Source organism: Streptomyces himalayensis subsp. himalayensis (genome assembly GCF_013778455.1).
In the GTDB taxonomy this organism is placed as follows: Bacteria; Actinomycetota; Actinomycetes; order Streptomycetales; family Streptomycetaceae; genus Streptomyces; species Streptomyces himalayensis.
Genome location: NZ_JACEHE010000001.1, coordinates 25,090 through 50,735 on the forward strand (window position 1 = coordinate 25,090; position 25,646 = coordinate 50,735).

Annotated in this window: 26 protein-coding genes and 1 pseudogene; 13 read left to right on the forward strand and 14 right to left on the reverse strand. The window is 68.9% G+C overall.

From position 1 onward, the window contains the following. Window positions 1-154: 154 nt before the first annotated feature. The 3 genes from H1D24_RS00130 to H1D24_RS00140 form a co-directional block, all read right to left on the reverse strand. Window positions 155-2,098, reverse strand: coding sequence for a SpoIIE family protein phosphatase (locus H1D24_RS00130; protein WP_445194912.1), 1,944 nt, complete (start codon window positions 2,096-2,098; stop codon window positions 155-157). Window positions 2,099-3,038: 940 nt separating this feature from the next. Continuing rightward, window positions 3,039-3,725 (reverse strand): cytidylyl-2-hydroxypropylphosphonate hydrolase, encoded by a 687-nt coding sequence (gene fomD, locus H1D24_RS00135; protein ID WP_246460906.1) that lies wholly within the window; start codon window positions 3,723-3,725, stop codon window positions 3,039-3,041. Window positions 3,726-3,865: 140 nt separating this feature from the next. Continuing rightward, window positions 3,866-5,275, reverse strand: coding sequence for a class II fumarate hydratase (locus H1D24_RS00140; RefSeq protein ID WP_181655248.1), 1,410 nt, complete (start codon window positions 5,273-5,275; stop codon window positions 3,866-3,868). A gap of 178 nt (window positions 5,276-5,453) precedes the next feature. Here H1D24_RS00140 and H1D24_RS00145 point away from each other — a divergent pair, with 178 nt between their 5' ends. The 5 genes from H1D24_RS00145 (at window position 5,454) to H1D24_RS41970 (ending at window position 10,374) form a co-directional block, all read left to right on the forward strand. Beyond that, the gene (locus tag H1D24_RS00145) at window positions 5,454-6,200 is read left to right on the forward strand and encodes a serine hydrolase (protein ID WP_258563734.1); all 747 of its coding nucleotides are present in this window, start codon (window positions 5,454-5,456) and stop codon (window positions 6,198-6,200) included. Between the two features lie 110 nt (window positions 6,201-6,310). Continuing rightward, on the forward strand, window positions 6,311-6,688 hold the full coding sequence (locus H1D24_RS00150) for a hypothetical protein (RefSeq protein ID WP_181655249.1): 378 nt from the start codon (window positions 6,311-6,313) through the stop codon (window positions 6,686-6,688). Between the two features lie 1,474 nt (window positions 6,689-8,162). Continuing rightward, on the forward strand, window positions 8,163-8,438 hold the full coding sequence (locus tag H1D24_RS00155; RefSeq protein WP_181655250.1) for a DUF6207 family protein: 276 nt from the start codon (window positions 8,163-8,165) through the stop codon (window positions 8,436-8,438). 594 nt (window positions 8,439-9,032) lie between these two features. Next, window positions 9,033-10,067: a terminase large subunit domain-containing protein gene (locus tag H1D24_RS00160; protein WP_309484154.1), complete on the forward strand. Its 1,035-nt coding sequence runs from the start codon at window positions 9,033-9,035 to the stop codon at window positions 10,065-10,067. A gap of 175 nt (window positions 10,068-10,242) precedes the next feature. After that, on the forward strand, window positions 10,243-10,374 hold the full coding sequence (locus H1D24_RS41970; RefSeq protein ID WP_258563735.1) for a hypothetical protein: 132 nt from the start codon (window positions 10,243-10,245) through the stop codon (window positions 10,372-10,374). A 128-nt stretch (window positions 10,375-10,502) separates the two neighbouring features. On the opposite strand, the gene H1D24_RS00165 is transcribed toward H1D24_RS41970, so the two are convergent. Beyond that, complete coding sequence (locus H1D24_RS00165; RefSeq protein WP_309484155.1) at window positions 10,503-10,853, reverse strand: hypothetical protein; 351 nt, start codon at window positions 10,851-10,853, stop codon at window positions 10,503-10,505. A gap of 186 nt (window positions 10,854-11,039) precedes the next feature. Here H1D24_RS00165 and H1D24_RS00170 point away from each other — a divergent pair, with 186 nt between their 5' ends. Then, a complete protein-coding gene (locus tag H1D24_RS00170) occupies window positions 11,040-11,615 on the forward strand; it encodes a hypothetical protein (protein WP_181655252.1) in 576 nt (191 codons plus the stop codon). 99 nt (window positions 11,616-11,714) lie between these two features. On the opposite strand, the gene H1D24_RS00175 is transcribed toward H1D24_RS00170, so the two are convergent. Both H1D24_RS00175 and H1D24_RS00180 read right to left on the reverse strand, forming a co-directional pair. Beyond that, complete coding sequence (locus H1D24_RS00175) at window positions 11,715-11,918, reverse strand: DUF397 domain-containing protein (RefSeq protein ID WP_309484156.1); 204 nt, start codon at window positions 11,916-11,918, stop codon at window positions 11,715-11,717. Window positions 11,919-11,922: 4 nt separating this feature from the next. After that, window positions 11,923-12,774 carry a helix-turn-helix domain-containing protein gene (locus tag H1D24_RS00180; RefSeq protein WP_181655253.1) on the reverse strand — a complete coding sequence of 284 codons (852 nt, stop codon included), beginning with the start codon at window positions 12,772-12,774 and terminating at the stop codon, window positions 11,923-11,925. A 245-nt stretch (window positions 12,775-13,019) separates the two neighbouring features. Between H1D24_RS00180 and H1D24_RS00185 the strand changes: the two genes are divergently transcribed. Next, a complete protein-coding gene (locus H1D24_RS00185; RefSeq protein ID WP_181655254.1) occupies window positions 13,020-13,490 on the forward strand; it encodes an ATP-binding protein in 471 nt (156 codons plus the stop codon). 150 nt (window positions 13,491-13,640) lie between these two features. Here the strand turns inward: H1D24_RS00185 and H1D24_RS00190 are convergent, their stop codons facing one another. Next, on the reverse strand, window positions 13,641-14,030 hold the full coding sequence (locus tag H1D24_RS00190) for a hypothetical protein (RefSeq protein WP_181655255.1): 390 nt from the start codon (window positions 14,028-14,030) through the stop codon (window positions 13,641-13,643). A 70-nt stretch (window positions 14,031-14,100) separates the two neighbouring features. On the opposite strand from H1D24_RS00190, the pseudogene H1D24_RS00195 reads away from it, so the two are divergent. Then, a pseudogene (locus tag H1D24_RS00195) lies at window positions 14,101-15,035 on the forward strand (IS982 family transposase). A gap of 31 nt (window positions 15,036-15,066) precedes the next feature. Then, complete coding sequence (locus tag H1D24_RS00200) at window positions 15,067-15,459, forward strand: ADP-ribosylglycohydrolase family protein (protein ID WP_181655256.1); 393 nt, start codon at window positions 15,067-15,069, stop codon at window positions 15,457-15,459. A 162-nt stretch (window positions 15,460-15,621) separates the two neighbouring features. On the opposite strand, the gene H1D24_RS00205 is transcribed toward H1D24_RS00200, so the two are convergent. The 3 genes from H1D24_RS00205 to H1D24_RS00215 form a co-directional block, all read right to left on the reverse strand. Then, window positions 15,622-15,981 carry a hypothetical protein gene (locus H1D24_RS00205; RefSeq protein WP_181655257.1) on the reverse strand — a complete coding sequence of 120 codons (360 nt, stop codon included), beginning with the start codon at window positions 15,979-15,981 and terminating at the stop codon, window positions 15,622-15,624. Then, entirely contained in the window at window positions 15,978-16,457 is a 480-nt protein-coding gene (locus H1D24_RS00210) for a DUF6247 family protein (RefSeq protein ID WP_181655258.1), read from the reverse strand. The genes H1D24_RS00205 and H1D24_RS00210 overlap by 4 nt, the downstream gene beginning before the upstream one ends. Before the next feature lie 118 nt (window positions 16,458-16,575). Further along, entirely contained in the window at window positions 16,576-18,243 is a 1,668-nt protein-coding gene (locus H1D24_RS00215; protein WP_181655259.1) for a fumarate hydratase, read from the reverse strand. Between the two features lie 200 nt (window positions 18,244-18,443). Between H1D24_RS00215 and H1D24_RS00220 the strand changes: the two genes are divergently transcribed. After that, on the forward strand, window positions 18,444-19,244 hold the full coding sequence (locus H1D24_RS00220) for a DUF1707 SHOCT-like domain-containing protein (RefSeq protein ID WP_374063972.1): 801 nt from the start codon (window positions 18,444-18,446) through the stop codon (window positions 19,242-19,244). 182 nt (window positions 19,245-19,426) lie between these two features. After that, window positions 19,427-19,804: a WhiB family transcriptional regulator gene (locus H1D24_RS00225; protein ID WP_181655260.1), complete on the forward strand. Its 378-nt coding sequence runs from the start codon at window positions 19,427-19,429 to the stop codon at window positions 19,802-19,804. A 143-nt stretch (window positions 19,805-19,947) separates the two neighbouring features. Here the strand turns inward: H1D24_RS00225 and glpX are convergent, their stop codons facing one another. Then, window positions 19,948-20,979 (reverse strand): class II fructose-bisphosphatase, encoded by a 1,032-nt coding sequence (gene glpX, locus H1D24_RS00230; protein WP_181655261.1) that lies wholly within the window; start codon window positions 20,977-20,979, stop codon window positions 19,948-19,950. A gap of 246 nt (window positions 20,980-21,225) precedes the next feature. Between glpX and H1D24_RS00235 the strand changes: the two genes are divergently transcribed. Then, the gene (locus H1D24_RS00235) at window positions 21,226-21,744 is read left to right on the forward strand and encodes a DUF4245 domain-containing protein (protein WP_181655262.1); all 519 of its coding nucleotides are present in this window, start codon (window positions 21,226-21,228) and stop codon (window positions 21,742-21,744) included. 150 nt (window positions 21,745-21,894) lie between these two features. Here H1D24_RS00235 and H1D24_RS00240 read toward each other — a convergent pair whose 3' ends face one another. The 3 genes from H1D24_RS00240 to xseA form a co-directional block, all read right to left on the reverse strand. Next, window positions 21,895-22,485, reverse strand: coding sequence for a malonic semialdehyde reductase (locus H1D24_RS00240; protein WP_181655263.1), 591 nt, complete (start codon window positions 22,483-22,485; stop codon window positions 21,895-21,897). Window positions 22,486-22,898: 413 nt separating this feature from the next. Continuing rightward, on the reverse strand, window positions 22,899-23,183 hold the full coding sequence (locus tag H1D24_RS00245; RefSeq protein ID WP_181655264.1) for an exodeoxyribonuclease VII small subunit: 285 nt from the start codon (window positions 23,181-23,183) through the stop codon (window positions 22,899-22,901). Next, window positions 23,180-24,427: an exodeoxyribonuclease VII large subunit gene (gene xseA / locus H1D24_RS00250; protein ID WP_181655265.1), complete on the reverse strand. Its 1,248-nt coding sequence runs from the start codon at window positions 24,425-24,427 to the stop codon at window positions 23,180-23,182. Before xseA ends, H1D24_RS00245 begins: the two co-directional genes overlap by 4 nt. A gap of 192 nt (window positions 24,428-24,619) precedes the next feature. On the opposite strand from xseA, the gene H1D24_RS00255 reads away from it, so the two are divergent. After that, a complete protein-coding gene (locus H1D24_RS00255; RefSeq protein WP_181655266.1) occupies window positions 24,620-25,624 on the forward strand; it encodes a 4-hydroxy-3-methylbut-2-enyl diphosphate reductase in 1,005 nt (334 codons plus the stop codon). Window positions 25,625-25,646 lie beyond the last annotated feature (22 nt).

The window sequence follows — 25,646 nt, forward strand, 5'->3', positions numbered from 1 at the left end:
CCTCCCGTCGTGCATTCGGGATAGGTCAGGTCGCTTCGCCCACCACAGCAGTCAACTCCGCCAACGCGACGTCGGCAACATATGGACCTTGTCCAAGGTGGAACTCGTACGAACGTCCCGGGTCAGCCGACGCTGGGGCTTCCCCGGGACGGCCTCAGCCCGACGCGGGCGTCGGCAGCTCGAACCAGACCACCTTCCCGGTGCTCAGCCGGGTCGCGCCCCAGCGGCGGGCCAGCTTGTTGACCAGGAAGAGCCCGCGCCCGCCCTCGTCCGTCGCCCGCGCCTGGCGCAGCCGCGGCAGCTCGGGCACGTCGTCGCCGACCTCGCAGCGCAGCACGTCGGTGCGCAGCAGACGCAGCGTGACCGGCCGTGACGTATAGCGAACGGCGTTCGTGACCACCTCGCTGACCAGCAGTTCCACCGAGTCCGTCAGTTCCTCCAGGTCCCAGCGGGCCAGTGCCTTGCGGGCCAGACCGCGGGCGCGGCGGGGTGCCGCGTCCTCCGGGTCCAGATTCCAGTACGCGACGTCGCTCGGCGCGATCCCGTTGAAGCGCGCCGCGAGCAGCGCGATGTCGTCGTCCCGGTCACCCGGGCCGAGCATGTCGAGCACCTCGTCGCACAGCGCCTCCAGCGGCGGCGGGCGGTCCGGGCCGGTCAGCTGCGCGGTCGCGGACAGCCGCTCGCGCAGCTGCTCTATGCCGGTCCACACGTCGCGCAGCCGGGACTCCACGAGACCGTCCGTGTACAGCAGGAGCGTGGTCCCGGCGGGCGCGTCCAGTTCGACGGCCTCGAAGTCGACGCCGCCCACACCGATCGGCGCGCCCGCCGGCACCCGCAGCACCTCGGCGCGCCCGCTCAAGTGCAGCAGAACCGGCGGCGGATGGCCCGCGTTGGCGATGGTGATGCGGTGCGTGACCGGGTCGTAGACGGCGTACAGGCAGGTCGCCATGCGGTCGCTGCCGAGCCGCTGTGCCTGCTCGTCGAGGTGGTGCAGCACCTCCTGCGGCGGCAGGTCCAGTCCGGCCAGCGTCTGCGCGGTCGTCCGCAGCTGGCCCATGATCGCCGCCGAGGTCATGGAGTGCCCCATGACGTCGCCGACGACGAGGGCGACGCGGTTGCCGGGCAGCGGGATCGCGTCGTACCAGTCGCCGCCGACCCGGGCCGTCTCGGCGGCCGGCAGATAGCGGGACGCGAGCCGCACACCGTGCGGCTGGGGCAGCGACTCGGGCAGCATCGTGCGCTGCAGCTCGTCGGCGATGTACGCCTCGCGGTCGTACAGGACCGCCTTGTCGATACCGAGCGCGCTGTGCGTGGCGAGCTGCGCGGCGACCAGCAGATCCTCGGTCTCGAACGCCGGCCGGTCCGGACGGCGCAGGAACACCGCGGCACCGATGACACGCCGACGGCCGCGCAGCGGTGCCAGGATCGTGTGCTGCGCGCCCGGCACCTGCCGCTCCCCTCCGAGCAGTTCGGGCAGCGCGCCCAGCGCGGCGGTGGCGTCCGCGAACACGGGACGTACGCCGCGCAGCACCTCGGCGAGCGGACCGCCCGGCCGCACCTCGCACAGCTCCGTGGTCCCCGTGACATCGGGCTGCAGCTGCAGCCCCGGAAACAGCCCCGGCGGCAGGCCGCCGTCGGTGTCCGCGTCCTCGGTTCCGTCCTCGATCCGCCGCAGCCGGTCGGTGCGCCGCAGCCGCAGGACGACGGGCCCGGAGGGCCGCTCGTCGCCGACCGGCAGCGGGTCGCGCAGATACACCAGGATCGCGTCGGAGAACGTCGGCACGGTGGCCCGGCACAGCCCCATCACGATCTCGTCGAGGTCCATGCCCCGCGCGATACGCCGGGTCGCGGCCCCGACGAACCGCAGCCGGTCGCCGTCGCGCTGCATCGCGGCAGGGCCGAGCGAGGGCACCCCGGTCAGGGAGCGTGCTCCCGCCTCGCCCGGGTGGAGCCCGGCCTCGGCGATCTCTCTCGCGTCGGCCCAGTGCGTACTGTCGGCGCCTCGCTGAAGTGGTGCGCCCTGAGGTGCGGGGCGTGGGCGATGAGGGTCGGGTTCGGCGGTCGAGGGCTGGGAGTGCTCGGTGCCGGCGCTGCCCACAGGACCCACGGGACCGGATCCAGGGGGCCCGGCAGGCCCGGCGGACCGGGCAGCTCCGGGAGGATCGGCAGGTCCGGAGGGCCCGGCAGCTCCGGCGGGCCAGGCTCCGGAGGGCGTGCCAGAGGCGTCCGCGGCGCCGGATGCGTTTCCGGGCCCGGCAGCGCCCGCGTCGTGGGGGTTGCCGCCGCCCGGCACGGTCGTGCCGTACGGGGCCGAGGGGTCGCCGGGCCGGCCCTGCGCAGGTAAGGCGACCATGCCCGCTGCGTCAGGGACTTCCGGGTTCTCCGGGGTACGCAGCAGCGCCCCGCGCGGGTCTGCGGGGGCGGGAGGCCGGGCAGCGGTGGGCTGCCCGCGCTCGTGGGAGGTGGGGTGCTCCGTCACGCGTGTCGAATCCGTCCGTCCGGGGCTGCGCGCCGTGCGCGCCATGGGTCTCAGGAGCGCTGGCAGTTGAGAAACAGGTGCTGTTCGGGATCGGGGCCACTCCTGCTCGTGGGGGTTCCCCCGCGCCGGTCGAGCCGGGAGTGGGGGAGGAGCCGGGAGCCTGGGGGAGCATCAGGCATCGCCGGAACGCACGCGAACGTGTCCTCCCCGGCGATCCCGGAATCCGCGTCGCGCACGCCCTGGCGCAGTTCGTTCCGCAGAGAGGCCGATACCCGGAATACGTGTGCCAAGAACTGATTCTCGGTGCCCTGCCGACGAGGCGTCGGACAGGCTCCGGACCGGCCCCTGCGATGGGCCCGGTACCCCCCGGCCATACCGTCCGCCCGGTACGGCGTCGCGCCACCGTACCGTTCGTAAGCCTCGCTACCCTCGCTCACGTCCCGCCGCCCCTCGATGACGTCGTGTCAGGCCTTGTCCATGTGAAAGGAGTTGCTGCTGTGCTGCCGTGTACTTGCGGAGGACGATCCTACGTTTGCCCTACGGGGGCGCATCAAGGGTCTCATGACGGCACTCGAGCGGGCGTGCGATCCCAGTCGTCCGGAAGAAGCGGTATCGACCATTCCGGGTCCGGCCGCCAGTGCTGCCAGCCGTCCGAGAACGGCGCGCCCCACGAGCGGATCACGTCGACGGCATCCCGCCCGGCCCGGCGTACGGACTCGGCCTGAGCGGCGTCCATCAGACCGGCCTGCTGCGCCTGCGCGAACTCGTCCTCGTCGCGCCACTGCCACGTGCGGTCCGGGTACACGCAGATGTCCAGGAAGTGGTCCTCGGAGTCGATACCGCCGGCCCAACGCACACGCGGCTCCTCCAGGTTCACGTACCAGTTCTTGAACCGCCAGCCCGGCTCCCAGAACAGCCATACGGACCAGGCCTCATCGGGCCGCGCCAGCTTCAGCACGCCCGTGCCGAACCAGCGGTCGCGCCGCACCGTGCGCGGCTTCGTGTACCGCGTGTCCAGCGGCTCCACATGCACAGGCGTGCCGTCCGCGAGGACCGGCTTCACACACTCCGTGCCGGGCGCCATCCATACGGCGAGCAACTCGGCGGTGTCCTGGACGACGGTCACGGGACGGCAGATGTGGAAGCGGTCGCCGGCGTTCTCCCGGTAACGCCACAGGATGTGGTCGCCGGGAGCCCAGTGCGCCGTGCCGCTTCCGTCCATGAGTCCGCTCGCCCTGTCTGTCATGCGCAGATATTAGGTGCCCAGGGCATACGACGCTGCGGTGCCCGTCACGGATGCAGGAGTGGCAACACGGATGCGCCATGGCGAAACACGAATGCGCCATGGCGCAACATGACCGCAATGAAAAACCGCGGTGCGGGCCCTTACGGGTGTGTCATCCGCAGGACGTCCAGCGCCTCGTCCAGCTGCTCGAGCGACAGGTCGCCCCGCTCGACGTACCCGGACTCCAGGACGACCTCGCGAATCGTCTTCCGCTCGGCCAGCGCCCGCTTCGCCACCTTCGCCGCCTCTTCGTATCCGATGTACTTGTTCAGCGGGGTCACGACGGACGGCGAGGACTCGGCGTACTCACGGGCCCGCTCGCGGTTCGCGGTGATGCCGTCGACGGTCCGGTCGGCGAGGAGCCGCGAGGCGTTCGCGAGGAGCCGGATGGATTCGAGCACGTTCTTGGCGATGACGGGGAGCATGACGTTGAGCTCGAAGTTCCCGGCGGCACCGGCCACCGTGACCGTCGTGTCATTGCCGGTGACCTGCGCGGCGACCATCAGGACCGCCTCCGGGACGACCGGGTTGACCTTGCCCGGCATGATCGACGAACCGGGCTGGAGGTCGGGCAGGGCGATCTCGGCGAGCCCGGTGCGCGGACCGCTCGACATCCACCGCAGGTCGTTGGCGATCTTCGTCAGCCCGACCGCGATGGTCCGGAGCTGGCCGCTCGTCTCCACGATGCCGTCACGCGCACCCTGCGCCTCGAAGTGGTTGCGCGCCTCGGTGAGCGGCAGCCCGGTGGCCCGCGCCACCTCGGCGATCACGGCGGCCGAGAAACCGGGAGGCGTGTTGATACCGGTGCCCACGGCGGTGCCCCCGAGCGGCAGTTCGGCCAGCCGCGGCAGCGAGGCCCGCAGCCGCTCCACGCCGTACCGCACCTGCGCCGCGTACCCGCCGAACTCCTGGCCGAGGGTCACGGGCGTGGCGTCCATGAGATGCGTACGCCCGGACTTCACGACATCGGCGAACTCGTCCGACTTCCGCTCAAGGGAGGCTGCCAGATGCTCGAGAGCCGGGATCAGATCGTGCGTCACGGCGGCGGTGGCGGCGATATGGATGGAGGACGGGAAGACGTCGTTCGAGGACTGTGACGCGTTCACGTGGTCGTTCGGGTGGACGGGACGCCCGAGCTGCTCGGTGGCGAGCGTGGCCAGCACCTCGTTGGTGTTCATGTTGGAGGAGGTGCCAGAGCCCGTCTGAAACACATCGACGGGGAAGTGCTCGTCCCACCGCCCCTCGGCGACGTCCTGCGCCGCGTCCACGATGGCGTCCGCGATGTCCTTGTCGAGCACCCCGAGTTCGGCGTTCACCTTGGCCGCGGCTGCCTTGATACGCGCCAGCGCCTCGATGTGCGCGCGCTCGAGACGCTGCCCGGAGATGGGGAAGTTCTCCACGGCCCGCTGCGTCTGCGCCCGCCACTTGGCGTGCGCGGGGACGCGCACTTCGCCCATGGAGTCGTGCTCGATGCGGTAGCGCTGGCCGCCGTCGTCTTCGGTCGTCGTCATCGTCGTACCTCCAGGGAGGAGAGCGTCGGGTCGGTGGGGGGTATTCCCCTTTCGGGATCTTCCCCTCTCAGGGCTTTGCTCTCAGGCGCGGGTAGGACTCCGTTAGGCCTTCCCGATCACGCGGGTAGGGAGCCTGTCGGTCGCATGCGGCTGATGGACGGTTTGACGGAGGTTCGGGATGGGTGCAGTGACGTCGCAGCGCGACAGGGATTTCCTGGACGGCGGGGCCCAGCTCGGCGACCCCTGGCAGGGAGTGGACAGGGAGGCCCTGGCGCGGGCCGTCCGTGAGCAGTCCGAGCGGCCGGTGCCCGGTGTGGACGACATGGCGTCCTATCTCGCGGCCCAGGTGTCGGACACCTCGCACCGCGAGGTGGTGGGGCCGCTTCTGGCTGGTCAGGGCGCGAGCGGTGTCGTCGTGCGGCGTGGCGTGGTCATCGCCTCGTGGGGCGACCCGGCACGCGAGGAGATGGCCTACAGCGTGACCAAGAGCGCCCTGTCCCTGGTGGCTGGCGTCGCCTTCGACGACGGGCTGCTGCGCCTGGACGAACCTGTGTCCACGTCGGTCGACCTGCCACAGTTCGCCGACGCCCATGGGCGCGCGATCACGTGGCGGCATCTGCTCGACCAGACCAGCCAGTGGGAGGGCGAGCTGTGGGGCAAGCCGACACGAGTCGACGCGCAGAGCACCCGTGAGGGCACGGAGTCGCCGGGCGGCCCGCCCGGCGAGGGCTGGCACCGGCGCCACGCCCGCCGCCCACGCCAGGCCAACGCCGACGCCGACCGCGAGGCACGCCTCGCCGCCCAGCTCGCCACCGAGGCCGAAGCCACCGACGGCACGTGGCGGGGCGAGTGGATCGGCGAGCAGGCCGACGGCGCCCTGTTCGCCATCGAGCGCGACGCCGAACAGGGCGCGTTGTTCGCGTAGCCCACACAACGACAGCGGGCCCGCACGCGGCGACTCCACCGCCGGACGGGCCCGACTAACCACGACGGGAGCAAACCCCGACCAAGGCCACCACCAACCCTACCGACGCCATGTCGCGCGCCGAGCGGCGCACCCGCGTGCGCCAGCTCGCCGCCGCTGGCCTGTCCAACCGCGCCATTGCGCGCCGCCTCAGCATCGGCAAAGACACCGTGGCGCGCGACCTCCGCGCCACCGAAGCGCCAGCAGCGCCGACCCCCGTGCCGCAGATTGCGCCACCCGCCCTGACCAGCGGCGCAACCGGTGCGCCAATTCCTACGCGTCTTGTCCGCGACCTCGACCCGCAGCTCATCAAAGACCTGAACGTCCTTGCCGACCCGCGCACCGGTCGCCTTCCCGAGACACTGGCGCAGATCATCCACGCCGCCGCCAACCAGGGCCGCGCCACATGGCTCACCGTGGCGCAGCGCCACGCCGAACCCGTGCCGTAGCCGCCCACATCCACCGCCGACCGCGCGCCCTGCCCGTCCGACACGGCGGGGCGCACCGTGAGACGGCACAGCTCTCAGGGATTCGTCAGTGAATCGACCTCACGCGCGATAGTCAGACAGCTGTCAACGAAGTCGCGTGCAGCACCAGGTGTGACCTCCCCGGCCCCATGTACAGCACGGTTACGCAGCTGACGCAATCGTTCGAAAACAACTTTGCTGCTCGGAGACAGTCCCACAGTTGTCAAGGCAGGCCCCACCTCCGCCGACCGCAGTTCAGGGGGGGTGATGATATGAAAAGCAGTCAACGTGTCCAGACACAAGGCGTAGAGCGCATTCCATGCCGTGACAACGGCTCCAGCAGGTGAAGCGTCGACTATGTCCCTGGCATTCCGAAGCTCTCTACGCCAGGGCGGGGTTTCCCTTTGACCTTGACCACCAGCATCGCTCTGCGCCTCCAGCACGGGCGGTCGGAATGATGGAGGAAGCGGAGGCAGGCCGGAGCCTGGCTGCGCCGATTGTCTCGCGGGCGCGTTACGCGGCGACTGAATGGGTTGCGGGAACCCATATCCCCCCGACGCAGACGCCGGGTACCCATACCCCCTGGACGCAGACGCCGTCGGGGACCCATACCACCCCGGGGACGGAGACTCCCACTCCTCCGACTCAGGGGCGGGAGACTCCTCGGACTGAGGCTCCCGGTACTCCGGCTCCTCCGACTCAGGGGCGGGAGACTCCTCGAACGGAAACTCCGGCTCGTCTGGTGAAAGCCACCCGTTCACTACAGGAGGCGGCGCCGGAGGCTGATCTTCCGACCTAGGAGGCGGGGTCGGAGGCTGATCTTCCGACCTAGGAGGCGGAGGCGGAGACCACCCACCCGACCTGGGAGGCGGAGACCACGATACGTTCGCCCAACCAGGCTGCGACTGGTTCTCCGATTCAGGAGCAGGCACCGGTTCCTGCAGCAGGTAATCCTCCGGCTCAGTACGCGAAGGCGTCGGTTCCTGTCGGGGTTGCTGCGCTCCCTGAAACGGAGGCCTCAACAGTTGATCGGCATCAGCGACGCCCTCCGCTTGATTCAGCACGTCCCGCGCCTCGGCAGCAAACTCGATTGCGCCTGCCGGAGTCTCCACACGCGTCATCCGGGTAAATGCCGCCCGTAATTGGACACGTAGGCACCAAACCATGGCAAGCGTAACGAGTGGCCACACCAGGGCCTCTACGTACTTGAGAACAAGCTCGGCGATCTCCACGCGCCCATGTTGACGTTTGCCCGCGACTTCAGAGGTCTGGCTCAAGATCTGTGACGGAGGTGCAACATGGGCACCCCTGTCAATAACTGCGACCGCCAACGACCCTCGACCACAAAGAAGAGCGCTGCCCCGTCCGACCGGACGCCGACCCGGCCGCGCGCCCGCGCGTGACACCCGCTCGTGTGATCCCCCGCCGTATCCCGAACCGCGGCAGAGGATCACGCGTGTCTGACGGCATGACCGACACCGCACCATGGGCCGGACCCGGAATCGTCCGCGTGGACGTCACCGCGTCCGACCGCGCCACGGCCCGCGCCGCCGCCCGCATCGCCCGCCTGTGGGCATCGACCGGAGGGGAACGCGGGCAGCTCGCCGAGGACGGCGCCCGCGCGCGCCTGTACGCCGACATCACGCGCCCACCCGCGCCGCGCCGCACGCGCACCGGCCGCCGCCCACGTATCCGGCCGCACATTGCACACCGTTGCCGTTCCGTGATCTAATCGGGGCCGTCTTCGGCATGCCCAAGTCTTCTCGCCAACCCCATCGGCCGAACTTCTCCGCGAACCGCACACTCGGCGCTAACTTCCCTTACCGCGGCACTCCTCCCACGCCAAGTGACAGCGCTTAGCCCGCGTCCGGGCGATCAACGAGATTCCACGCCGCGACGAGGCCTGCTGCGATACTGTCCCGCCACTGCTGTGCGGAGGGCGGGAGTGTCATGGGTGGGGTATCGGCTGAAGCGGTGAGTTCCTTAGTGGCCGCGCTGGCGCTGGGTGTGTCCGCGTGGTCCGTGTTCTACCTGGCCAAGCAGACGAAAGCATCGGCAGAGCAGACCCACGCCGCTGCCGAGCAAACGCACGCGGCCACCGAGCAGACCAAGATCAGCAATGCGGTAGCTGCCGTCACAGCGAACGACATGGTGCTCCGCTCGCTGCGTGAGGTGCACCTCCTGATGCTCGAACGGCCTGACTCCCGCGTTGGGTGCGCTCGGCGAGGCACTGACGCGCGCCGCCGCCGACGAGGACGACGACGGGGGCGCCGACGGGGGGTGAGCCGGTGCTCGACCTCGACCGGTTGCCCTGTCCCGTAAGCAGTTGCGCAGCATCGGGCAGGCCACCCGCCGTATCAACCTCTGGCACGGCAGCGTTCGTAGCGGGAAGACCATCGCGAGCCTGCTCGCGTTCGTCATCGCCGTCGCGACCGCCGGACCCAGCGGCCTGATCATCATCTGTGGGCGCAGCTTGCAGACGATCGAGCGCAACGTGTTCGAGCCCCTGCAAGACGTCGCCCTGTTCGGCCCCCTCGCCCGGCATATCCACCACACCCGCGGGGCGACGACGGCGACGATCCTCGGCCGCACCGTGCACCTGATCGGCGCCGCCGACACCCGCGCCGAGGGCCGGTTGCGTGGCCTCACCGCGCAACTCGCCTACGTCGACGAGGCAACCCTCTTGCCCGAGGGTTTCTGGACGCAGCTACTCGCCCGGTTGAGCATTCCGGGCGCACGCCTGTACGCGACCACGAACCCGGACTCGCCGCGGCACTGGCTCAAAACCGGATACCTCGACCGCGCCCACGAGCTGAATCTCAGGGCGTGGCATTTCAAGCTCGCCGATAACCCGTCCCTCTCCCCCGAGTACGTCGCCGACCTCGCCGCCGAGTACGTCGGCCTATGGCGCCGCCGCATGATCGACGGGGCGTGGGTAGTCGCCGAGGGCGCCATCTACGACATGTGGGATGAGTCCCGGCACGTCGTCGACGAGCTACCCGAGATGCGCCGCCATTGGGTCGGCGTCGACTACGGCACCACGAACGCCACATCGGCCGTACTGCTCGGCCTCGGCGTCGACGACCGCCTGTACGCCGTAGCGGAGTGGCGCCACGACAGCCGCGCCACACACCGGCAGATGACCGACGCCCAGTACAGCGCCGCCATTCGCGCATGGCTGCAAGGGTTGGAGATCTCCCCCGAGTGGACGTTCGTTGACCCGAGCGCCGCCTCATTCAGCACCCAGCTATGGCACGACGGACACCCCGGCCTCGCCCGCGCCAACAACGACGTGACCGACGGCATCCGATCCGTGGCCGCCGCCCTCGCGGCCGGCCGCCTGCTCGTACACGAATCGTGAGAGGGCCTGCTCGGCGAGCTCCCCGGCTACTCATGGGACCCGAAAGCGACCGAGCGGGGCGAGGACGCGCCGCTGAAAGTCGACGACCACTCGGCAGACGCCCTGCGCTACGCCGTGCACTCCACTGCCCACGAGTGGCGGCACCTACTCACCGCGCCGAAGGAGGCGACCGACGATGAGCCTGCCTGAAACCGGCCACCTGCTGTGGGTCGATCCCGCGCGTGACCTGGTGATCAGCTCGCGCTGGGGGGCGGAGGTCGAGTCGCTCCTGGTGGGCGTCTCGCGGGCGGTGGCGCCCAGCGCGTGAGGCAGTGGTGGGCGGTGCGCTACCGGTGAAGGCGGGGCATCGCCCAGTCCGTCGCGTTGAACTCGCAGGAGCCGGCCCAGCAGTTCAGCAAGGTACCGACGAGGTGCCGGTCGGCGGAGGGCCAGGAGTCAGTCGTCCTGGTCATCCTCCCGTCCGAGTGGGCGAAGAGCTCCTTGGTAGTCGCCGGTGGCTACTAGGTCATCGACGATCCGGACCATGGCGGGGATGCCGGCCTCCCGGACGATGAGCCCGTAGCAGTAGAAGTAGCCTCCGTCCAGACATTCGCCCGTGTTCTTCCAGCGGTCCATCAGGTGCCGCACCTCATCGAGAGTGAGCACTGTCCCAGACCATCGGTTGCCACTGGCGAAGGTCACCCACATGTCGACGTTGCACACCTCATCCAGGTCTTCGCCTGCTCCCGGCACGAAACAGATCTCGTACTCGTCCCGCTTGACCCGGTAGAACGGCCCATCCCACACAGTGCCCCCAAGATGCTGTCGCCACATTCATAGCTGGCTCGATCGACTCGGCGCGGAAGCCACCACCGCGAATCGCGGGCCCACCACAGCGGTAGCAGGTCGAGCGGGGAACCGCGGTGTCAGCAATGCCAGGTCAGCCTGGCCACGGGACCAAGCGCTGTCGGTGGAGCCTTCTACAGTGCCCCCATGGGAAGCCACTTCCAAACCATCGTCGACCTGGACGCCACTGCTGTAGATGCTTCGGTACTAGCAGCCCGCGGCCGCGACTGGCTGGTTGCGGAAGGGGTAGTCCTCGCTGAGCGCACCAATTGCGTTCTCGGCGCCCCGCTGGGCCACCCGCCGGGCCCACTCTGGGCCAAGGCCGTCAGCCAAGAGGACTGGGAACCCAGCGACGGACTCAACATCGAGAGCGGACGAACCGTGTTCCACGGCGGCCAGGGCGACGCCATGTACGCCATCTGCCCTCGCTGCGCGGCATCCACAGACCTGTACACCGACCACTGGGACGTGATCGAGGGTGCCTGGGACCCGTTCGAGAAGGCTATCGAGACCTGGTACGACACGGGCAGGTCCACCGTCAGCTGCCAGCACTGCAATTGTTCCAGTGATCTGGCCGCGTGGACTTGGGAAGACGATTACTACGCCTTCGGGTACCTGGGTTTTGAGTTCTGGGACTGGCCCGAGTTCAGCCCCCGCTTTCTCAACCGCTTCGCACAGGCACTGGGGGGCCATCGCACGGTCCTGGTCGGGGGAAAGCTGTGAAGAAGCGTCGAGGCCCGCCGTCGAGGGCCACCGAGGTCGGTGATGCCCAACTCGTCAAACTGGCCTGATAGGGCGGCATGAAATGAGCCCCACCAGCGTTCATGCGGGCTTCATGCGATCTGCGGTCCGCAAGTTGGCTATGAAAGCCCGAAGTTGGCGTGGTCCGGTGGACAGCATCACCTCCGGCTCGTCGCTCTCGCGGAGCAGGATCGTTCCGTCCGGAGTGGCGGCCACGTACACGCAATCGGAACCGTCCGGGCTGAACGTCGACTTCTGCCAGGCGAACGGGGGTATGTCGGCCACTGCTTCACAGGCTCCGGATGATGTCGGCGATGAGTTCGCGTGAGGCCTCTGGCTTGAGCGCGACGGCCTCCATGCGGTCGAGGATAGTGCGGTACTTGGTCAACTGGGCCTGGGCGTCAAGGAAGTCGCAGCCGTGGTGGGTGTCCAGCTGCACGGTGTCGAGGTGCGGGTCCGTGCCGTGCACGTAGTTGATCGACTGGCCGTTGCCGGGGAATCCCGAGCAGCTGTAGGGGATCACGCGGATGGTGATGTGGTCCTCTTCGCTCAGTTCGAGCAGATGGGTGAGCTGGGCGCGGGCGGTGTCCGGGCCGCCGTACTGGATGTGCAGGGCGGCCTCGTGGAGCAGCGCCGTGTAAGGCGACGGGTTGTCGCGATGCAGGACCGTCTGCCGCTTGATGCGGTGTGAGAGTCGGTGCTCGATCTCGTGCGGGCGGAAGGCGGGTACCGCCTCGCGCAGCATGGCGCGGGTGTGGTCTGGGGTCTGGAGCAGCGCCGGGATGTGGATGGTCAGAGCGACCCTCAACGCCGTGGCGTGGTGCTCCATTTCGGCGAGGTCGATGAGGTCGGGCGGCAGGTGGTCGCGGTACTCGTCCCACCATCCCCGCACCCGCCGACCGGTCATAGCAGCCAGGGCGTCCACGAGTGACTCGTCTGGGCAGGCGTACGTGAGGGCGATGGCGCGTACGCGGTCCGCGCTCACGGGGTAGCGGCCTGCCTCGATCATGCTCACCCGCGCCTGCTGCACGCCCAGTTGCTGGGCCGCCTCGGTCGAGGAGAGCCCGGCGTGTTCCCGGAGCTTGCGCAACTCGGCCCCGAGTCGGCGCTGGCGAAGGGTGGGGGTGTTGGTGGGCGGCACTGCCCTTCCTCTCGCGTTGATGAGCGGCTCGGTCCGTGTCCGTCCCTCACACAGGTGATTCCCTACGAGTTATCACCTTCAAGGTGGCAGATCTATCACCTTAAGCTCTACGGTCGTGGCATCAGCTGGCTCAACTGGCCCGACCCGTAAGCCGGAAGTGCACCGCGGTGCCCGCCCGCGCGGCACTGCCACCGCATGGCCGGACGCGTTGAGCGAACCAAGTCCCCTAACCGCAGGAGGCGTTCATGCTCACCGTATCCCCGCCCCAGTCAGAAGGGTCGCCGTTCTGGTCGTACGCTCTCCACCTGCCGTACGACCCCCGGGCCGCACGTATCGCCCGCCGAACCCTGCGGGCGGTGCTCGCCGAGCACGCTATGACTGAATTGGCCGAACCAGCGGAGCTGTTGACGTCCGAACTGGTCACCAACGCCTACCGGCACTCCAAGGGGCCCGCCGCTCTACGGCTGCGCTCGCTCGACGGCGGGCGGCTGCGGCTGAGCGTGTGGGACACCGATCCGCACATCCCGCCCCCCTTCGATCGCGGGCACGGTCCGTTTCGCCCAGCGGTCGTACCAGGGGAGGCCGAGAGCGGGCGCGGGCTGTTTCTCGTATGCCATTACGCGCAGGCCTGGGGTAGCTGGCCCCTCGGCAACGACATCTTCGGGCGGGACGGAAAGCTGCTGTGGTTCGAACTCGGCCCTACTGCCCCGCGCTGAATCAGCGGGTGTCGCCGCCCGTGCGGCACGACTAGATGATCAATTCCAAGGGATGCCTGCAGGGGGTGTGGGGTGGGCGGCGGCCGAAGCCACCGCGAGACGGTCAGGCGGCGGGCTGCCGGCCCTGGTTGTCGAGGTGGCAGCGGGCGGTCAGGCGTCAGGGTCGACTTCGGGGTGCGTGAACCGCACGGGCTTGCCCAGCGACCGGGCGTAGGCGATTTCGGCTCGGGTGCTGTCTCCGATGTAGTCGCCGACTACGAGCACCTCATCAGCGAGCCGGATCTTCGCCCGGTGCAGGTCGTCGAGTCGAACCTTCAGCGCCTCGGCCTCGACAGGATCGGACCAAAGTTCGTGCGGCGACTTCATGTCACAGCCCGGTTTGACGACAATCTTTCCGGCTTTGGTCTCCCGCAGATCGGCCTCGGTCATCTCGGTCATGAAGCGGGTGGAGCCGCAGATCACGACGATACGCGGGAGGCTGAGCTGCTTCTTCGCGTCGGCGAGCTTCTCCTCGGGGGTGAGCAGTTGCGGGTGTGACACTGGTTCCTCCTGGTGGTGTGGTCCAAGGGGTGCCTGCGGAGACGAGAACGAGGGTGTCCAAGATCGTTTTGTGACGAACGATGTGGACACCCTCGCGACAGCACTCTATGCGACGACCGACGACATGCTGAAGGAGCATCCCGAGCTGGCGCCGTGGCGCCCGCCGGTCGGCATTACGCCCCGCCTGAGCGATGCCGAACTGGTCACCCTCGCCACGATGCAGGCCATACTCGGCTTCACCTCCGAGGCCAAATGGCTCCGCCATGCCCGTGCCCACCTGCGCCACCTCTTCCCCTACCTGCCCCAGCAGCCCGGCTACAACAAGCGGCTGCGCAAGGCCGCCGGTCTGATGCGAAGCATCAACCGGATCCTGGCCACCACCACCTCGGTGTGGAGCGACGACGTATGGGTCGTGGACTCCACCCCGATGGAATGCGGCCGCTCCCGCGAGACCGTCAAACGCTCCGACCTGGCAGGCTGGGCCGAATACGGCTACTGCGCCAGCCACAGCCGCTTCTTCTGGGGCCTGCGCCTGCACCTGGCCTGCACTCTTCAGGGCCTGCCCATCACTCTTCAGGGCCTGCCCATCGCCTTCGCCCTGACCGGGGCCAAGGCCGACGAACGCGAGACCCTCCTTGACCTCTTGGCAGGCGAATGCGAGCTTCTGCGAGAGCGCCCCGACAGACTCTCATCGGCGACAAGAACTACTTCGGCCGTGGTTTCGAACGCGAACTGTCCGAGCATGGAGTCCAGTTGCTGCGGCCTGCCCGTAAAGGTGAACGGGAACGGCCTGGCGCAGCCCTGTTCAAGCCGCTGCGACAGGCCCATCGAATCGATCAACGAGACCTTCAAGGGACAGCTTGACCTCGAACGGCACCGAGGGCGCACACCCGGAGGTGTCATAGCCGCATCATGCAACGCATCCTCGCGCTGACCGCCGCGATCTGGCACAACGACGCCACCGGACAAACCGTCCTACGCTCACTGATCGCCTACGATCACTGACCCCTCGGAATAGATCATCTAGCCTGCATGAGTGAAGCGGATTCAGCGGAGCGCCGGTGCGGTCGTCGGCTCAGCGGTGGGTGACGCGCTGGGAGGTCCCTTCGAGTTCGGCCCTCGAGGAGCGTTTTCCGCGCGGTTCCCCACGCCTGGCGCTGGCGGCGAGATGAGCGGAGGCGGCGGCTGGGATCCGGGCGAGGCCACGGATGACACACAGATGGCCGTCCTGGCACGCACGGCCATAGACCTCGGCGGTGACACTGACACCGTCGCGGCGGTCACCGGAGGCCTCGCGGGCGCCTACTACGGACTGGATGCGATCCCTGCCCGCTGGACCGAGTCGCTGCATGTCCTCTTGCCAGGTTTCGACGGACGGGTGCTGCGACTGCCTGATCTGATCGACCTCGCGTACCACCTTGAAGGCTGACCCTCGCTTGCCCATCAATCAGCCGATTGATGGGCAAGATCGAACCGGACGTCTCTACGGATGGTGGTGGCGCCCGTTCGGCGCGCCGCATTTGGTGTCTGGAACGGTCGCCAGCACACTGGCCATGCTCAGGCCATCGGCAGGGGCTCGGTCATCGGGAACCTAGCGGCGGTCGGTGTCCTTGGGGTGGCTAGGAGAGGCGTACACCACCCAGACCGTCCGTTTGTTGCCGTCCACGAGATATCGGACGCGACCGCCGCTGGTGACCTCGTACTCCCACTGGTCCAGATCGCGGCCGTTGTGGCGATGTGTGGCGAGGTCGCCGCGCAACCGGTGCTGGCGATCCGGGTTGTCCGGGATATCGGGGCTGATGCGCAGGATGTCGAGACACCGTCGGGTATTGGCGAGGGCGAGGCGGCAGAGTTCCTCCCAGCCCTTGACCGCCTCACTCGTGCCGAAGCGTACGTCCCATTGGTTCTCCGGTGGCGGAACGGTCACCCGGTCCCCGCGCTTCGGGCTCATTCGATGACCTCGACGACCTCGACGGGCCCGTAATCGCCTTCGGTGGCCTCCCTTGCCTCGCGGTACTGCGCCGGATCGGCCTTGATACGGGCGGTGGCGCGCCATCCGGCGATGACCTCGGTCGCGTTGCGGTCGAGGTCGAGTTCGGCCGCGTCCGACAGGGCCTCCACCAACTCCACGGTGAACGCGTGGACTTCGTCCGGCCGCAGATGTCTCGCCCAGGGAAAGACCTCGGGTATGGCCGCGAGCAGTGCGCGGGTGCTCGCGTCGTTCCGCATCAGGGCAAGCAGGACGTGCGAGGCCATGGACAGGGTCTGGTCGCGCTGCTCCTCGCGTTCGGCGACGGTCAGGTAGAAGTCGCGCGCGTCCCGGTGCGTGACACGCAGCCGCCCGAGCCGGGTCGCACGCTCGGCGACGGCCTTCGGGTTGCGGGAGAGGTCCGAGAAAGTCACGGCTTCGGGCTGGCTCAGGGTCATGGACTCAGAGTACTCAGAACATATTCTGAAGTCGAGCGCTGACGCCCCGGGTGGAGCCGACCGAGGCGGCCCCCACCCGCGGTGCCGCGGGTGGGGGCCGCCCTTCAAACGACGGGCGTTACGCCAGCCCCGGCCCCCGCACCGGAATGCTCGTGAACGTAGGAGCCGGCGCCGGGTCCTGGAAGAAGTCGTTCCCCTTGTCGTCTACGACGATGAAGGCGGGGAAGTCCTCCACCTCGATCTTCCAGACCGCCTCCATGCCGAGCTCCTCGTACTCGACGACGTCGACCTTCTTGATGCAGTCCTGGGCGAGGCGGGCGGCGGGGCCGCCGATGGAGCCGAGGTAGAAGCCGCCGTGAGCGTCGCACGCGTCCGTGACCTGCTTGCTGCGGTTGCCCTTGGCGAGCATGACCTTGGAGCCGCCGGCGGCCTGGAACTGCTCGACGTACGAGTCCATGCGGCCGGCCGTCGTCGGGCCGAAGGAGCCGGACGCGTAGCCCTCGGGGGTCTTCGCCGGACCCGCGTAGTAGACCGGGTGGTCCTTCAGGTACTGCGGCATCTCCTTGCCCGCGTCAAGGCGCTCCTTGATCTTGGCGTGGGCGATGTCGCGGGCCACGACCAGCGGGCCGGAGAGGGACAGGCGCGTCTTGACCGGGTACTTGGTCAGCTCGGCGAGGATCGACTCCATCGGCTGGTTGAGGTCGATCTTCACGACGTCGCCGTCCGACTCGAGATGCTCGTCCGTGGTCTCCGGCAGGAAGCGCGCCGGGTCCGTCTCCAGCTGCTCCAGGAAGACGCCCTCGGCGGTGATCTTCGCGACGGCCTGGCGGTCGGCCGAGCAGGAGACGGCGATGGCGACCGGGCAGGACGCGCCGTGGCGGGGGAGACGGACGACCCGGACGTCGTGGCAGAAGTACTTGCCGCCGAACTGCGCGCCGATGCCGATCTTCTGCGTCAGCTCGAAGACCTTCTGCTCGAGGTCCTTGTCGCGGAAGCCGTGGCCCAGCTCGGAGCCCTCCGCCGGAATCTCGTCGAGGTAGTGCGCGGACGCGTACTTCGCGGTCTTCAGGGCGTACTCGGCGCTCGTACCACCGACGACGATCGCCAGGTGGTACGGCGGGCAGGCGGCCGTGCCGAGCGAGCGGATCTTCTCCTCCAGGAACTTCATCATGGAGGCCTCGTTCAGGACGGCCTTGGTCTCCTGGTAGAGGAACGACTTGTTGGCCGAGCCGCCACCCTTCGCCATGAAGAGGAACTTGTACGCGCCGCCGTCCGTCGCGTACAGCTCGATCTGCGCCGGGAGGTTCGAGCCGGTGTTCTTCTCCTCCCACATGGTGAGCGGGGCCATCTGCGAGTAGCGCAGGTTGAGGTTCAGATACGCGTCGTAGATACCGCGGCTCAGGGCCTCCTCGTCACCGCCCTCCGTGAGGACGTTCTGGCCGCGCTTGCCCATGACGATCGCGGTGCCGGTGTCCTGGCACATCGGGAGGACGCCCGCGGCCGCGATGTTCGCGTTCTTGAGCAGGTCCAGCGCCACGAACTTGTCGTTCGACGACGCCTCGGGGTCGTCGATGATGCGCCGCAGCTGCGCGAGGTGGGCCGGACGCAGGTAGTGCTGGATGTCGTGGATGGCCTCCTCGGCGAGCTTGCGCAGCGCCTCGGGCTCGACCTTGAGGAACGTCCGCCCGTCGGCCTCGAAGGTGGAGACACCCTCGGAGGTCACCAGCCGGTACGGCGTGGTGTCCTCTCCCGTCGGCAGCAGATCGGTATATGCGAACTCCGGCATTTCGCCCATTCCTCACTCGACAGACGCGGCGACTGGCCCTCATCGGCAGCGCTCACAGCGTCCACCAGCGTAGAACTTGGCGAGTCGGGCGAGGTTGTGAGGTAAGGCTCAGTTCGATTGCTTCCGGCCGACCGCGCCGGGCCGTTCCCGGCCGGACTGTGGGGTAGTCGCGATCTATCGCGTTTGGGTACGCTGCTGTCGTGGACCTCGAGAAGCAAGACTCAGCGAAGGCTCAAGGCGACGGCAGGGCCCCGGTGGCGGAGCCCGATCCGGGTCCTGTTCAGGAGTCGATGCGCGAGCCCGTGGCGCTCCGCGCCTCCGACGCGGACCTGCGCGAGCCCGTGGCGCTCCGCGCCTCCGACGCGGACCGCGACCGGATCGCGGACATCCTCCGTGAGGCCCTCGCTGAGGGCAGGCTCACGGCCGACGAGCACGCCGAGCGGATCGACGGCGTCTATCGCGCGAAAACCCTCGGCGAACTCGAACCGCTGGTCCGGGACCTTCCGGCGGGCCGCGATGCCGCCGGCTCCGGCACCGACTTCGCCTCCGCGGCGTACGACCCGGCACCGTCCCGGCCTACCGCGGGCGCGGTGCCGTCTGTCGCCGACGAGAACCTGGTCGCGGTCTTCAGCAGCTCCGTCCGCAAGGGCCGTTGGCGCGTGGGCCGCAGGACCCATGCGTACGCGATCTTCGGCAGCGTCGAGATCGACCTCAGCGAGGCGATCTTCGAGTACCAGCAGGTCGTGATCAAGGCGATCTCGGTCTTCGGCAACGTGGAGATCCGCGTCCCGGAGAACATCTCGCTGCGCGGGAACGGCGGCGGGGTGCTGGGTAACTTCGAGGTGGACACGCTCGACTCGGCCGAGCGCGACGCCCCCGTGGTCTTCGTCGACGGCATGGCCGTCCTCGGCAACATCGAGGCGAGGCCCAAGCGGGGCAAGCTCGTACGCGACCTGCAGGACCGTATCGACCGCCATCTGCGCAAGCACTTGGGGCACTGAGCCGGTTCAGCGGTTGGGGCACTGAGCCGGTTCGCGGTTCCCGGGGCTCCGGAGGGCGGCGAGTCGGCACGGCTTTGTGCGGCGAACTTTCGTGCATCGGAACTTAGTGCATAGGCGCGCGCACAGCGGGTAGACCATGCTCCATCGCCGCTCGCTCGCGAAGCCGTCGTCAGGAGTAGACCGTGCTGCAACCGCCGCATCAGTCCCTGCAGGTAGCTGCCGTTCCGCCCCGGCGGGTCCCAGTGCGAGACCGCGATCAGGACAATCCATGGCACACCGAGGCCGTGTGCCGCCGCGATGAGGCCGGACTGTTCTTCGCCCCGTCCAAGGAACCCACCGCCGCCCGGCTGTCTCGCGAAGAGGCCGCCAAGCGCGTCTGCGCCCGCTGTCCCGTCATGGTCGAGTGCCGCGAGCACGCGCTGCTGCAGCCCGAGCCGTACGGCGTGTGGGGCGGCCTGACCGCCGCCGAGCGCCGCGTGGTCCTGGCCCGCCGCCGCAGGCGCGAGCTGGAGCTGAAGAAGGCGGCCCGGGCCGCCGACCCGATGGCCGCGGCCGGGTAGCCGGTAGCCCGTGGTCCGTACGTGAAATGGGGCGCCCTCCCGCACAGAGGGCGCCTCATATCGCGTGGGTGCGGACCAGGCAGTCAACTGCTTGGACCAGGCAGTCAACTGCTTGGAACAGTCGGTCCAGGCGGTCGGTTCGGTTACTGCGCGCGGTCGAAGTCGATGGCGCTGTAGGCGCGCAGCTTCGACAGGCGGTGTACCGAGTCGATCTGCCGGATGGTGCCGGACTTGGACCGCATGACCAGCGACGACGTCGACGCTGTCTCCGCGCGGTACCGCACTCCGCGCAGCAGCTCACCGTCGGTGATGCCGGTGGCGACGAAGAACACGTTCTCGCCGGAGACCAGGTCGTTGGTGGACAGGACGCGGTCGAGGTCATGGCCGGCGTCGAGGGCGCGCTGCCGCTCCTCGTCGTCCTTGGGCCACAGCTTGCCCTGGATCGTGCCGCCCAGGCACTTGATCGCGCACGCCGAGATGATGCCCTCCGGCGTACCGCCGATGCCCATCAGCAGGTCGATGCCGCTGTCCTCGCGGACGGCCAGGATGGAGCCCGCGACATCGCCGTCGGAGATCAGCTTGATGCGGGCGCCGGTCTCCCGGATCTCCTTGATGATCCCCTCGTGGCGGGGCCGGTCGAGGATGACGACGGTCACGTCCCCGGCAGAGCACCCCTTGGCCTTGGCGACCCGGCGGATGTTGACGGAGACGGGAGCGTTGATGTCGACGAAGTCCGCGGCTTCGGGACCGGTGACCAGCTTGTCCATATAGAAGACGGCGGACGGGTCGAACATGGTGCCGCGGTCGGCGGCTGCCAGCACCGCGATGGCGTTCGGCATGCCTTTGGCGCACAGTGTGGTGCCGTCGATCGGGTCGACCGCGATGTCGCACTCGGCCCCGGTGCTGTCGCCGATGCGCTCTCCGTTGAAGAGCATGGGCGCCTCGTCCTTCTCGCCCTCGCCGATGACGACGACGCCGTTCATCGAGACGGTGGAGACGAGGGTGCGCATGGCCCGTACCGCAGCGCCGTCGGCGCCGTTCTTGTCCCCGCGGCCCACCCAGCGGCCCGCGGCCATCGCTGCGGCCTCGGTGACCCGGACGAGCTCCATGGCGAGGTTGCGGTCGGGGGCCTCGGGTGAGACCTCGAGTTCGGAAGGCAGATGATTCTCGGTCATCGAGACGCACCTTTCTGATACGAACAGGGCAGCGCCCGAAGGGCTCTTTGGAAGGGCGGTGGTGGGAGACGGGCGGGCGGCCGGCTGAGGGTGATGAGTCCCGACTCTATCGGCAGGCTGACAAAATGAGCAGTGGGCCCTACGTATGAGCGGATAGGGAGCGGCCAGGCATAGCGCTCGTCACAGTTGTCGCGTTCGGGGCAGGGGGGTGCCGGGGCGTGGACGGGGACCTGCGACGATGGGGGCGTGGCAGGTACGAAAGGCAAGCAGACCGTGCGGGACATGGTGCTGTCGTTGGGCGTGATCATTCTGGTCGCGTTCTTCATATACCTCTTCATCCCGCACGACGGCACTCAAACACCCCTGAAGCGTGTCGACTACCGCGTCGATCTGCTGACGGCGCGCCGCGCGGCGGCGTACCCGGTGGCGGCGCCGGAGGGCCTGCCCAAGGAGTGGAAGCCGACGTCGGTGCGGTTCCAGGGCGCCGACCACGACGCATGGCATCTAGGCTTCCACACGGCCGACGGCCAGTACGTCGCCGTCGAGCAGTCCACCGACAAGCCGGCCGACTTCATCGAGCAGAAGAGCCAGGGCGCAGAGAAGACGAAGGTCGCCGAGCAGATCGGCGATCAGACGTGGCACCGCTACGAGGGCCCGAAGTACGACGCGCTCGTACTCGAGGGCGACGGCTACACGACGGTGATCACGGGCACGGGTTCGTTCGGCCAGCTGACGAAGATGGCGGGCGCACTGAGGACGTCGTGAGTGGTGCGCTGACCGTTGTGGGCAGTTTGGGGCGGAACCCGCGGGCGCAACACCACGACGGCGGGTGCCTCGAGAAGTACGTTGAGGAAAGGGAAAGGCCCCCGGCGATGCGCCGGGGGCCGTCCTGGTTCCTGGTTCCGTCCAGGGACGTCAGACCGTGGTGATGACCTGGTCGAACTCCAGCCGCGGAGAACGCGGGAACCATGCGTCCTCACCGGGCTTGCCGATGTTGACGATGATCAGCGGAGTGTGGTCGCCGTCCAGGAACTCCTTCTGGACACCCTCGAAGTCGAAGCCGGTCATCGGGCCGGCGGCCAGCCCGGCGGCGCGGACGCCGACGATGAAGTACGCGGCCTGCAGCGCGGCGTTCAGGCCCGCGGCCTGCTCGCGGGCCGGACGCTCCGAGAAGAAGACGTCCTTGGCCTGCGGGAAGTGCGGGAAGAGCTCCGGCAGCTCCTCGTGGAACTCGTTGTCCGCGGAGAGGATCGCGACGAGCGGGGCGGTGGCCGTCTTCGGCTGGTTGCCCTCGGCCATGTGCTTCACGAGGCGCTCACGGGCCTCGGGGGAGCGGACCAGGGTGACGCGCAGCGGGGACTGGTTGAAGGCGGTCGGACCGTACTTGACCAGGTCGTAGATCGCCTGCACCTGCTCGTCCGTCACCGGCTCGTCGGTGAAGGTGTTCGCGGTGCGGGCCTCACGGAAGAGCAGGTCCTGGGCGGCGGGGTCAAGAACGAGGGACATGAAATGAACCTTCTCGAGATACGCGGTCGATCCGGCGGATCAGGGCGATCCATGGATCAAGCTGGCAGGAACGACCGTACGCAGATTACGTTTAAAGTTCAACCAAAGCGCGAGCTCGGGTGACCGGTTTCACAAACCTGTAACGCTTGCGGCGGCCGCACCCTTGTGGGGGCTGACAGTTCCACGATGCCGGGCGCATGCCGGTCTCCTCCACGGCCGATGTGCCTGCTCCCTACGGACGAGATGCCCGTTCCCCATGGCCGATGGGCCCGGACCACTGGCCACTGGCTGCGGTCAGCCGCCTGCCGCCTGCCGCCTGCCGCCTGCCGCCAGTCGGCCACCGGCTGCGGGCAGCCGCCGGGCGCCAGTCGGCCACCACTAGCCGCCAGCCGCCAGCCGCCTGCCGCCGGTCGTCAGTCGTCGGCGCCGCCCGCCGCGGCGCCGTTCCCCGTACCGTCGCCGGCTTCCGCTTCCTCGTCGGCGAGCGCGGCGTCCAGCCGGGCCCGCGCCCCCTCCAGCCAGCGTCGGCACACCTTGGCCAGCTCCTCGCCCCGCTCCCACAGGGCCAGTGACTCCTCGAGCGTGGTGCCGCCCGCCTCGAGGCGGCGTACGACCTCGATCAGCTCGTCCCGCGCCTGCTCGTATCCGAGGGTGCCCGCCGCCTCGTTCGCCCCGGCCTCGTCCGTCCTGCTGGTCATGCGCCCACCCTATGCGTCGACTCGTCCCGCCCTGCCGGCCCCGCTGCTCGCACCATGAACTCGCCTTCCGCGACCCGGGCCCGGAGCTCCTCGTCCACCGCCACCTCGTCCGGCGCCCGGACCACGTGGCCGTCCGCCTTCTGCAGGACCGCGTACCCGCGCTGCAGCGTCGCCGCGGGGGAGAGCGCCACCACGCGCGCGTGCGTATGCGTGAGCTCCGAGTCCGCGCGGTCCAGGCAGTGGGCCAGCGTGCGGCGGCTGCGCGCAAGCAACGCCTCGATGTGCTGCTCGCGCTCCTCGACCATGCGGTGCGGATCCTGCATACAGGGCCTGGTCAGGGCGTGTGCGAGGCCACGCTCCTCGCGGTCGACGAAGGCCTCGGCGCAGCGCCGGGCCCGGTTCCTCAGCGACTGCACCCGCTCGAGCTCCTCGCCTACGTCCGGCACGACCTTCTTGGCCGCATCGGTCGGTGTGGAGGCGCGCAGGTCCGCCACGAAGTCGAGGAGGGGGTTGTCCGGCTCGTGCCCGATCGCCGACACCACCGGCGTACGACAGGACGCCACCGCCCGTACCAGCTGCTCGTCCGAGAACGGGAGCAGGTCCTCCACGCTGCCGCCGCCGCGCGCCACGATGATCACGTCGACCTCGTCGAGCGCGTCCAGGTCCTTCACGGCCTGCACGACCTGCGGAACCGCGTGCACACCCTGCACGGCGACGTTGCGCACCTCGAAGCGGACCGCCGGCCAGCGGTGCCGGGCGTTCTCCAGTACGTCCCGCTCGGCCGCCGATGCGCGGCCGCAGACCAGGCCGATGAGCTGCGGCAGGAACGGCAGCGGCTTCTTGCGCTCTGCGGCGAACAGGCCCTCGCCCGCCAGCGACTTCTTCAGGTGCTCGAGGCGCGCGAGCAGCTCGCCCACGCCCACCGGCCGTATCTCCGCCGCTCGTAGCGACAGCTGCCCACGCGGCGCGTACCACTCCGGTTTCGCGAGCACCACGACGCGGGCGCCCTCGGACACGACGTCCGCCACCGCGTCGAACACCTGGCGATAGCAGGTGACGCCGACCGAGATGTCGTACGACGGGTCGCGCAGCGTCATGAAGACGACGCCCGCACCCGGGCGCCGCGAGAGCTGGGTGATCTGGCCCTCGACCCATACGGCCCCGAGCCGGTCGATCCAGCCCCCGATGAGCCGCGACACCTCACCGACGGGCAGCGGTGCTTCGGCAGACGTGTTCACAGCCATGCGGCGAGCCTAGCCGCCGACACCGACAATCCCCGGGGGCTCCTTTACGAGCGGGCGGCTTCTTAACGAGCGGGCGGCTCCTTTACGAGCGACCCCCACGCGCGCGTAGCGAACACCGAGCCCCACGCGCGCGTGAGCAAGCGCGTGAGCAAACCTGGAGTGGATCTTCGGTCCGCCAGGTGCGGCCTTACGATGGTGGGCATGACTGCTTCGCCTTCCCGCAAGGTCCTGCTCGCCGCCCCCCGTGGCTACTGCGCGGGCGTGGACCGCGCCGTCATCGCCGTCGAGAAGGCCCTGGAGCAGTACGGGGCCCCCATCTACGTCCGCCACGAGATCGTCCACAACAAGTACGTCGTGCAGACCCTGGAACGGAAGGGCGCGATCTTCGTCGAGCAGACGGCGGAGGTCCCCGAGGGGTCGATCGTGATGTTCTCGGCGCACGGTGTCGCGCCGGTCGTCCACGAGGAGGCCGCGGCAGGCAAGCTCGCCACCATCGACGCGACCTGCCCGCTGGTCACCAAGGTGCACAAGGAAGCCGTCCGCTTCGCCAACGATGACTACGACATCCTCCTGATCGGCCACGAGGGCCACGAGGAGGTCATCGGCACGTCCGGTGAGGCCCCGGACCACATCACGCTGGTCGACGGCCCCGAGGACGTCGCGAAGGTCGAGGTCCGCGACCCGTCGAAGGTCGTCTGGCTCTCCCAGACCACGCTCTCCGTCGACGAGACCATGGAGACCGTCGACGCGCTCAAGGAGAAGTTCCCGCAGCTCATCTCCCCGCCCAGCGACGACATCTGCTACGCCACGCAGAACCGGCAGCTGGCCGTGAAGCAGATGGGCGCCGAGGCCGACCTCGTCATCGTCGTCGGCTCCCGCAACTCCTCCAACTCCAAGCGGCTGGTCGAGGTCGCCAAGCTCGCGGGCGCGCGCGAGGCGTATCTCGTCGACTTCGCCGAGGAGATCGACGAGGCCTGGCTGGAGGGCGTGACGACGGTCGGTGTCACGTCCGGCGCCTCCGTCCCCGAGGTGCTCGTGGAGGGCGTACTGGAGTACCTCGCCGCCCGCGGTTTCGAGGACGTGGAGATCGTCAAGGCCGCCGAGGAGTCGATCACCTTCTCGCTGCCCAAGGAGCTCCGCCGCGATCTGCGCGCCGAGGCGGCGGCGCTGATCGCGGAGCGCACCGAGAAGAAGTAACCGTCGAGGTGACCGTCACGTC

What these genes read in the sequence shown, in the direction of transcription:
- H1D24_RS00185 (WP_181655254.1), top strand. Translation starts at nt 13,020, where the DNA reads ATGCTCACCGTATCCCCGCCCCAGTCAGAAGGGTCGCCGTTCTGGTCG.
- H1D24_RS00255 (WP_181655266.1), top strand. Translation starts at nt 24,620, where the DNA reads ATGGTGGGCATGACTGCTTCGCCTTCCCGCAAGGTCCTGCTCGCCGCC.
- H1D24_RS00140 (WP_181655248.1), bottom strand. Translation starts at nt 5,275, where the DNA reads ATGACGACGACCGAAGACGACGGCGGCCAGCGCTACCGCATCGAGCAC.
- H1D24_RS00145 (WP_258563734.1), top strand. Translation starts at nt 5,454, where the DNA reads ATGGGTGCAGTGACGTCGCAGCGCGACAGGGATTTCCTGGACGGCGGG.
- glpX (WP_181655261.1), bottom strand. Translation starts at nt 20,979, where the DNA reads ATGACCGAGAATCATCTGCCTTCCGAACTCGAGGTCTCACCCGAGGCC.
- H1D24_RS41970 (WP_258563735.1), top strand. Translation starts at nt 10,243, where the DNA reads ATGAGCCTGCCTGAAACCGGCCACCTGCTGTGGGTCGATCCCGCGCGT.
- H1D24_RS00210 (WP_181655258.1), bottom strand. Translation starts at nt 16,457, where the DNA reads ATGACCCTGAGCCAGCCCGAAGCCGTGACTTTCTCGGACCTCTCCCGC.
- H1D24_RS00170 (WP_181655252.1), top strand. Translation starts at nt 11,040, where the DNA reads ATGGGAAGCCACTTCCAAACCATCGTCGACCTGGACGCCACTGCTGTA.
- xseA (WP_181655265.1), bottom strand. Translation starts at nt 24,427, where the DNA reads ATGGCTGTGAACACGTCTGCCGAAGCACCGCTGCCCGTCGGTGAGGTG.
- H1D24_RS00150 (WP_181655249.1), top strand. Translation starts at nt 6,311, where the DNA reads ATGTCGCGCGCCGAGCGGCGCACCCGCGTGCGCCAGCTCGCCGCCGCT.
- fomD (WP_246460906.1), bottom strand. Translation starts at nt 3,725, where the DNA reads ATGACAGACAGGGCGAGCGGACTCATGGACGGAAGCGGCACGGCGCAC.
- H1D24_RS00240 (WP_181655263.1), bottom strand. Translation starts at nt 22,485, where the DNA reads ATGTCCCTCGTTCTTGACCCCGCCGCCCAGGACCTGCTCTTCCGTGAG.
- H1D24_RS00215 (WP_181655259.1), bottom strand. Translation starts at nt 18,243, where the DNA reads ATGCCGGAGTTCGCATATACCGATCTGCTGCCGACGGGAGAGGACACC.
- H1D24_RS00245 (WP_181655264.1), bottom strand. Translation starts at nt 23,183, where the DNA reads ATGACCAGCAGGACGGACGAGGCCGGGGCGAACGAGGCGGCGGGCACC.
- H1D24_RS00205 (WP_181655257.1), bottom strand. Translation starts at nt 15,981, where the DNA reads ATGAGCCCGAAGCGCGGGGACCGGGTGACCGTTCCGCCACCGGAGAAC.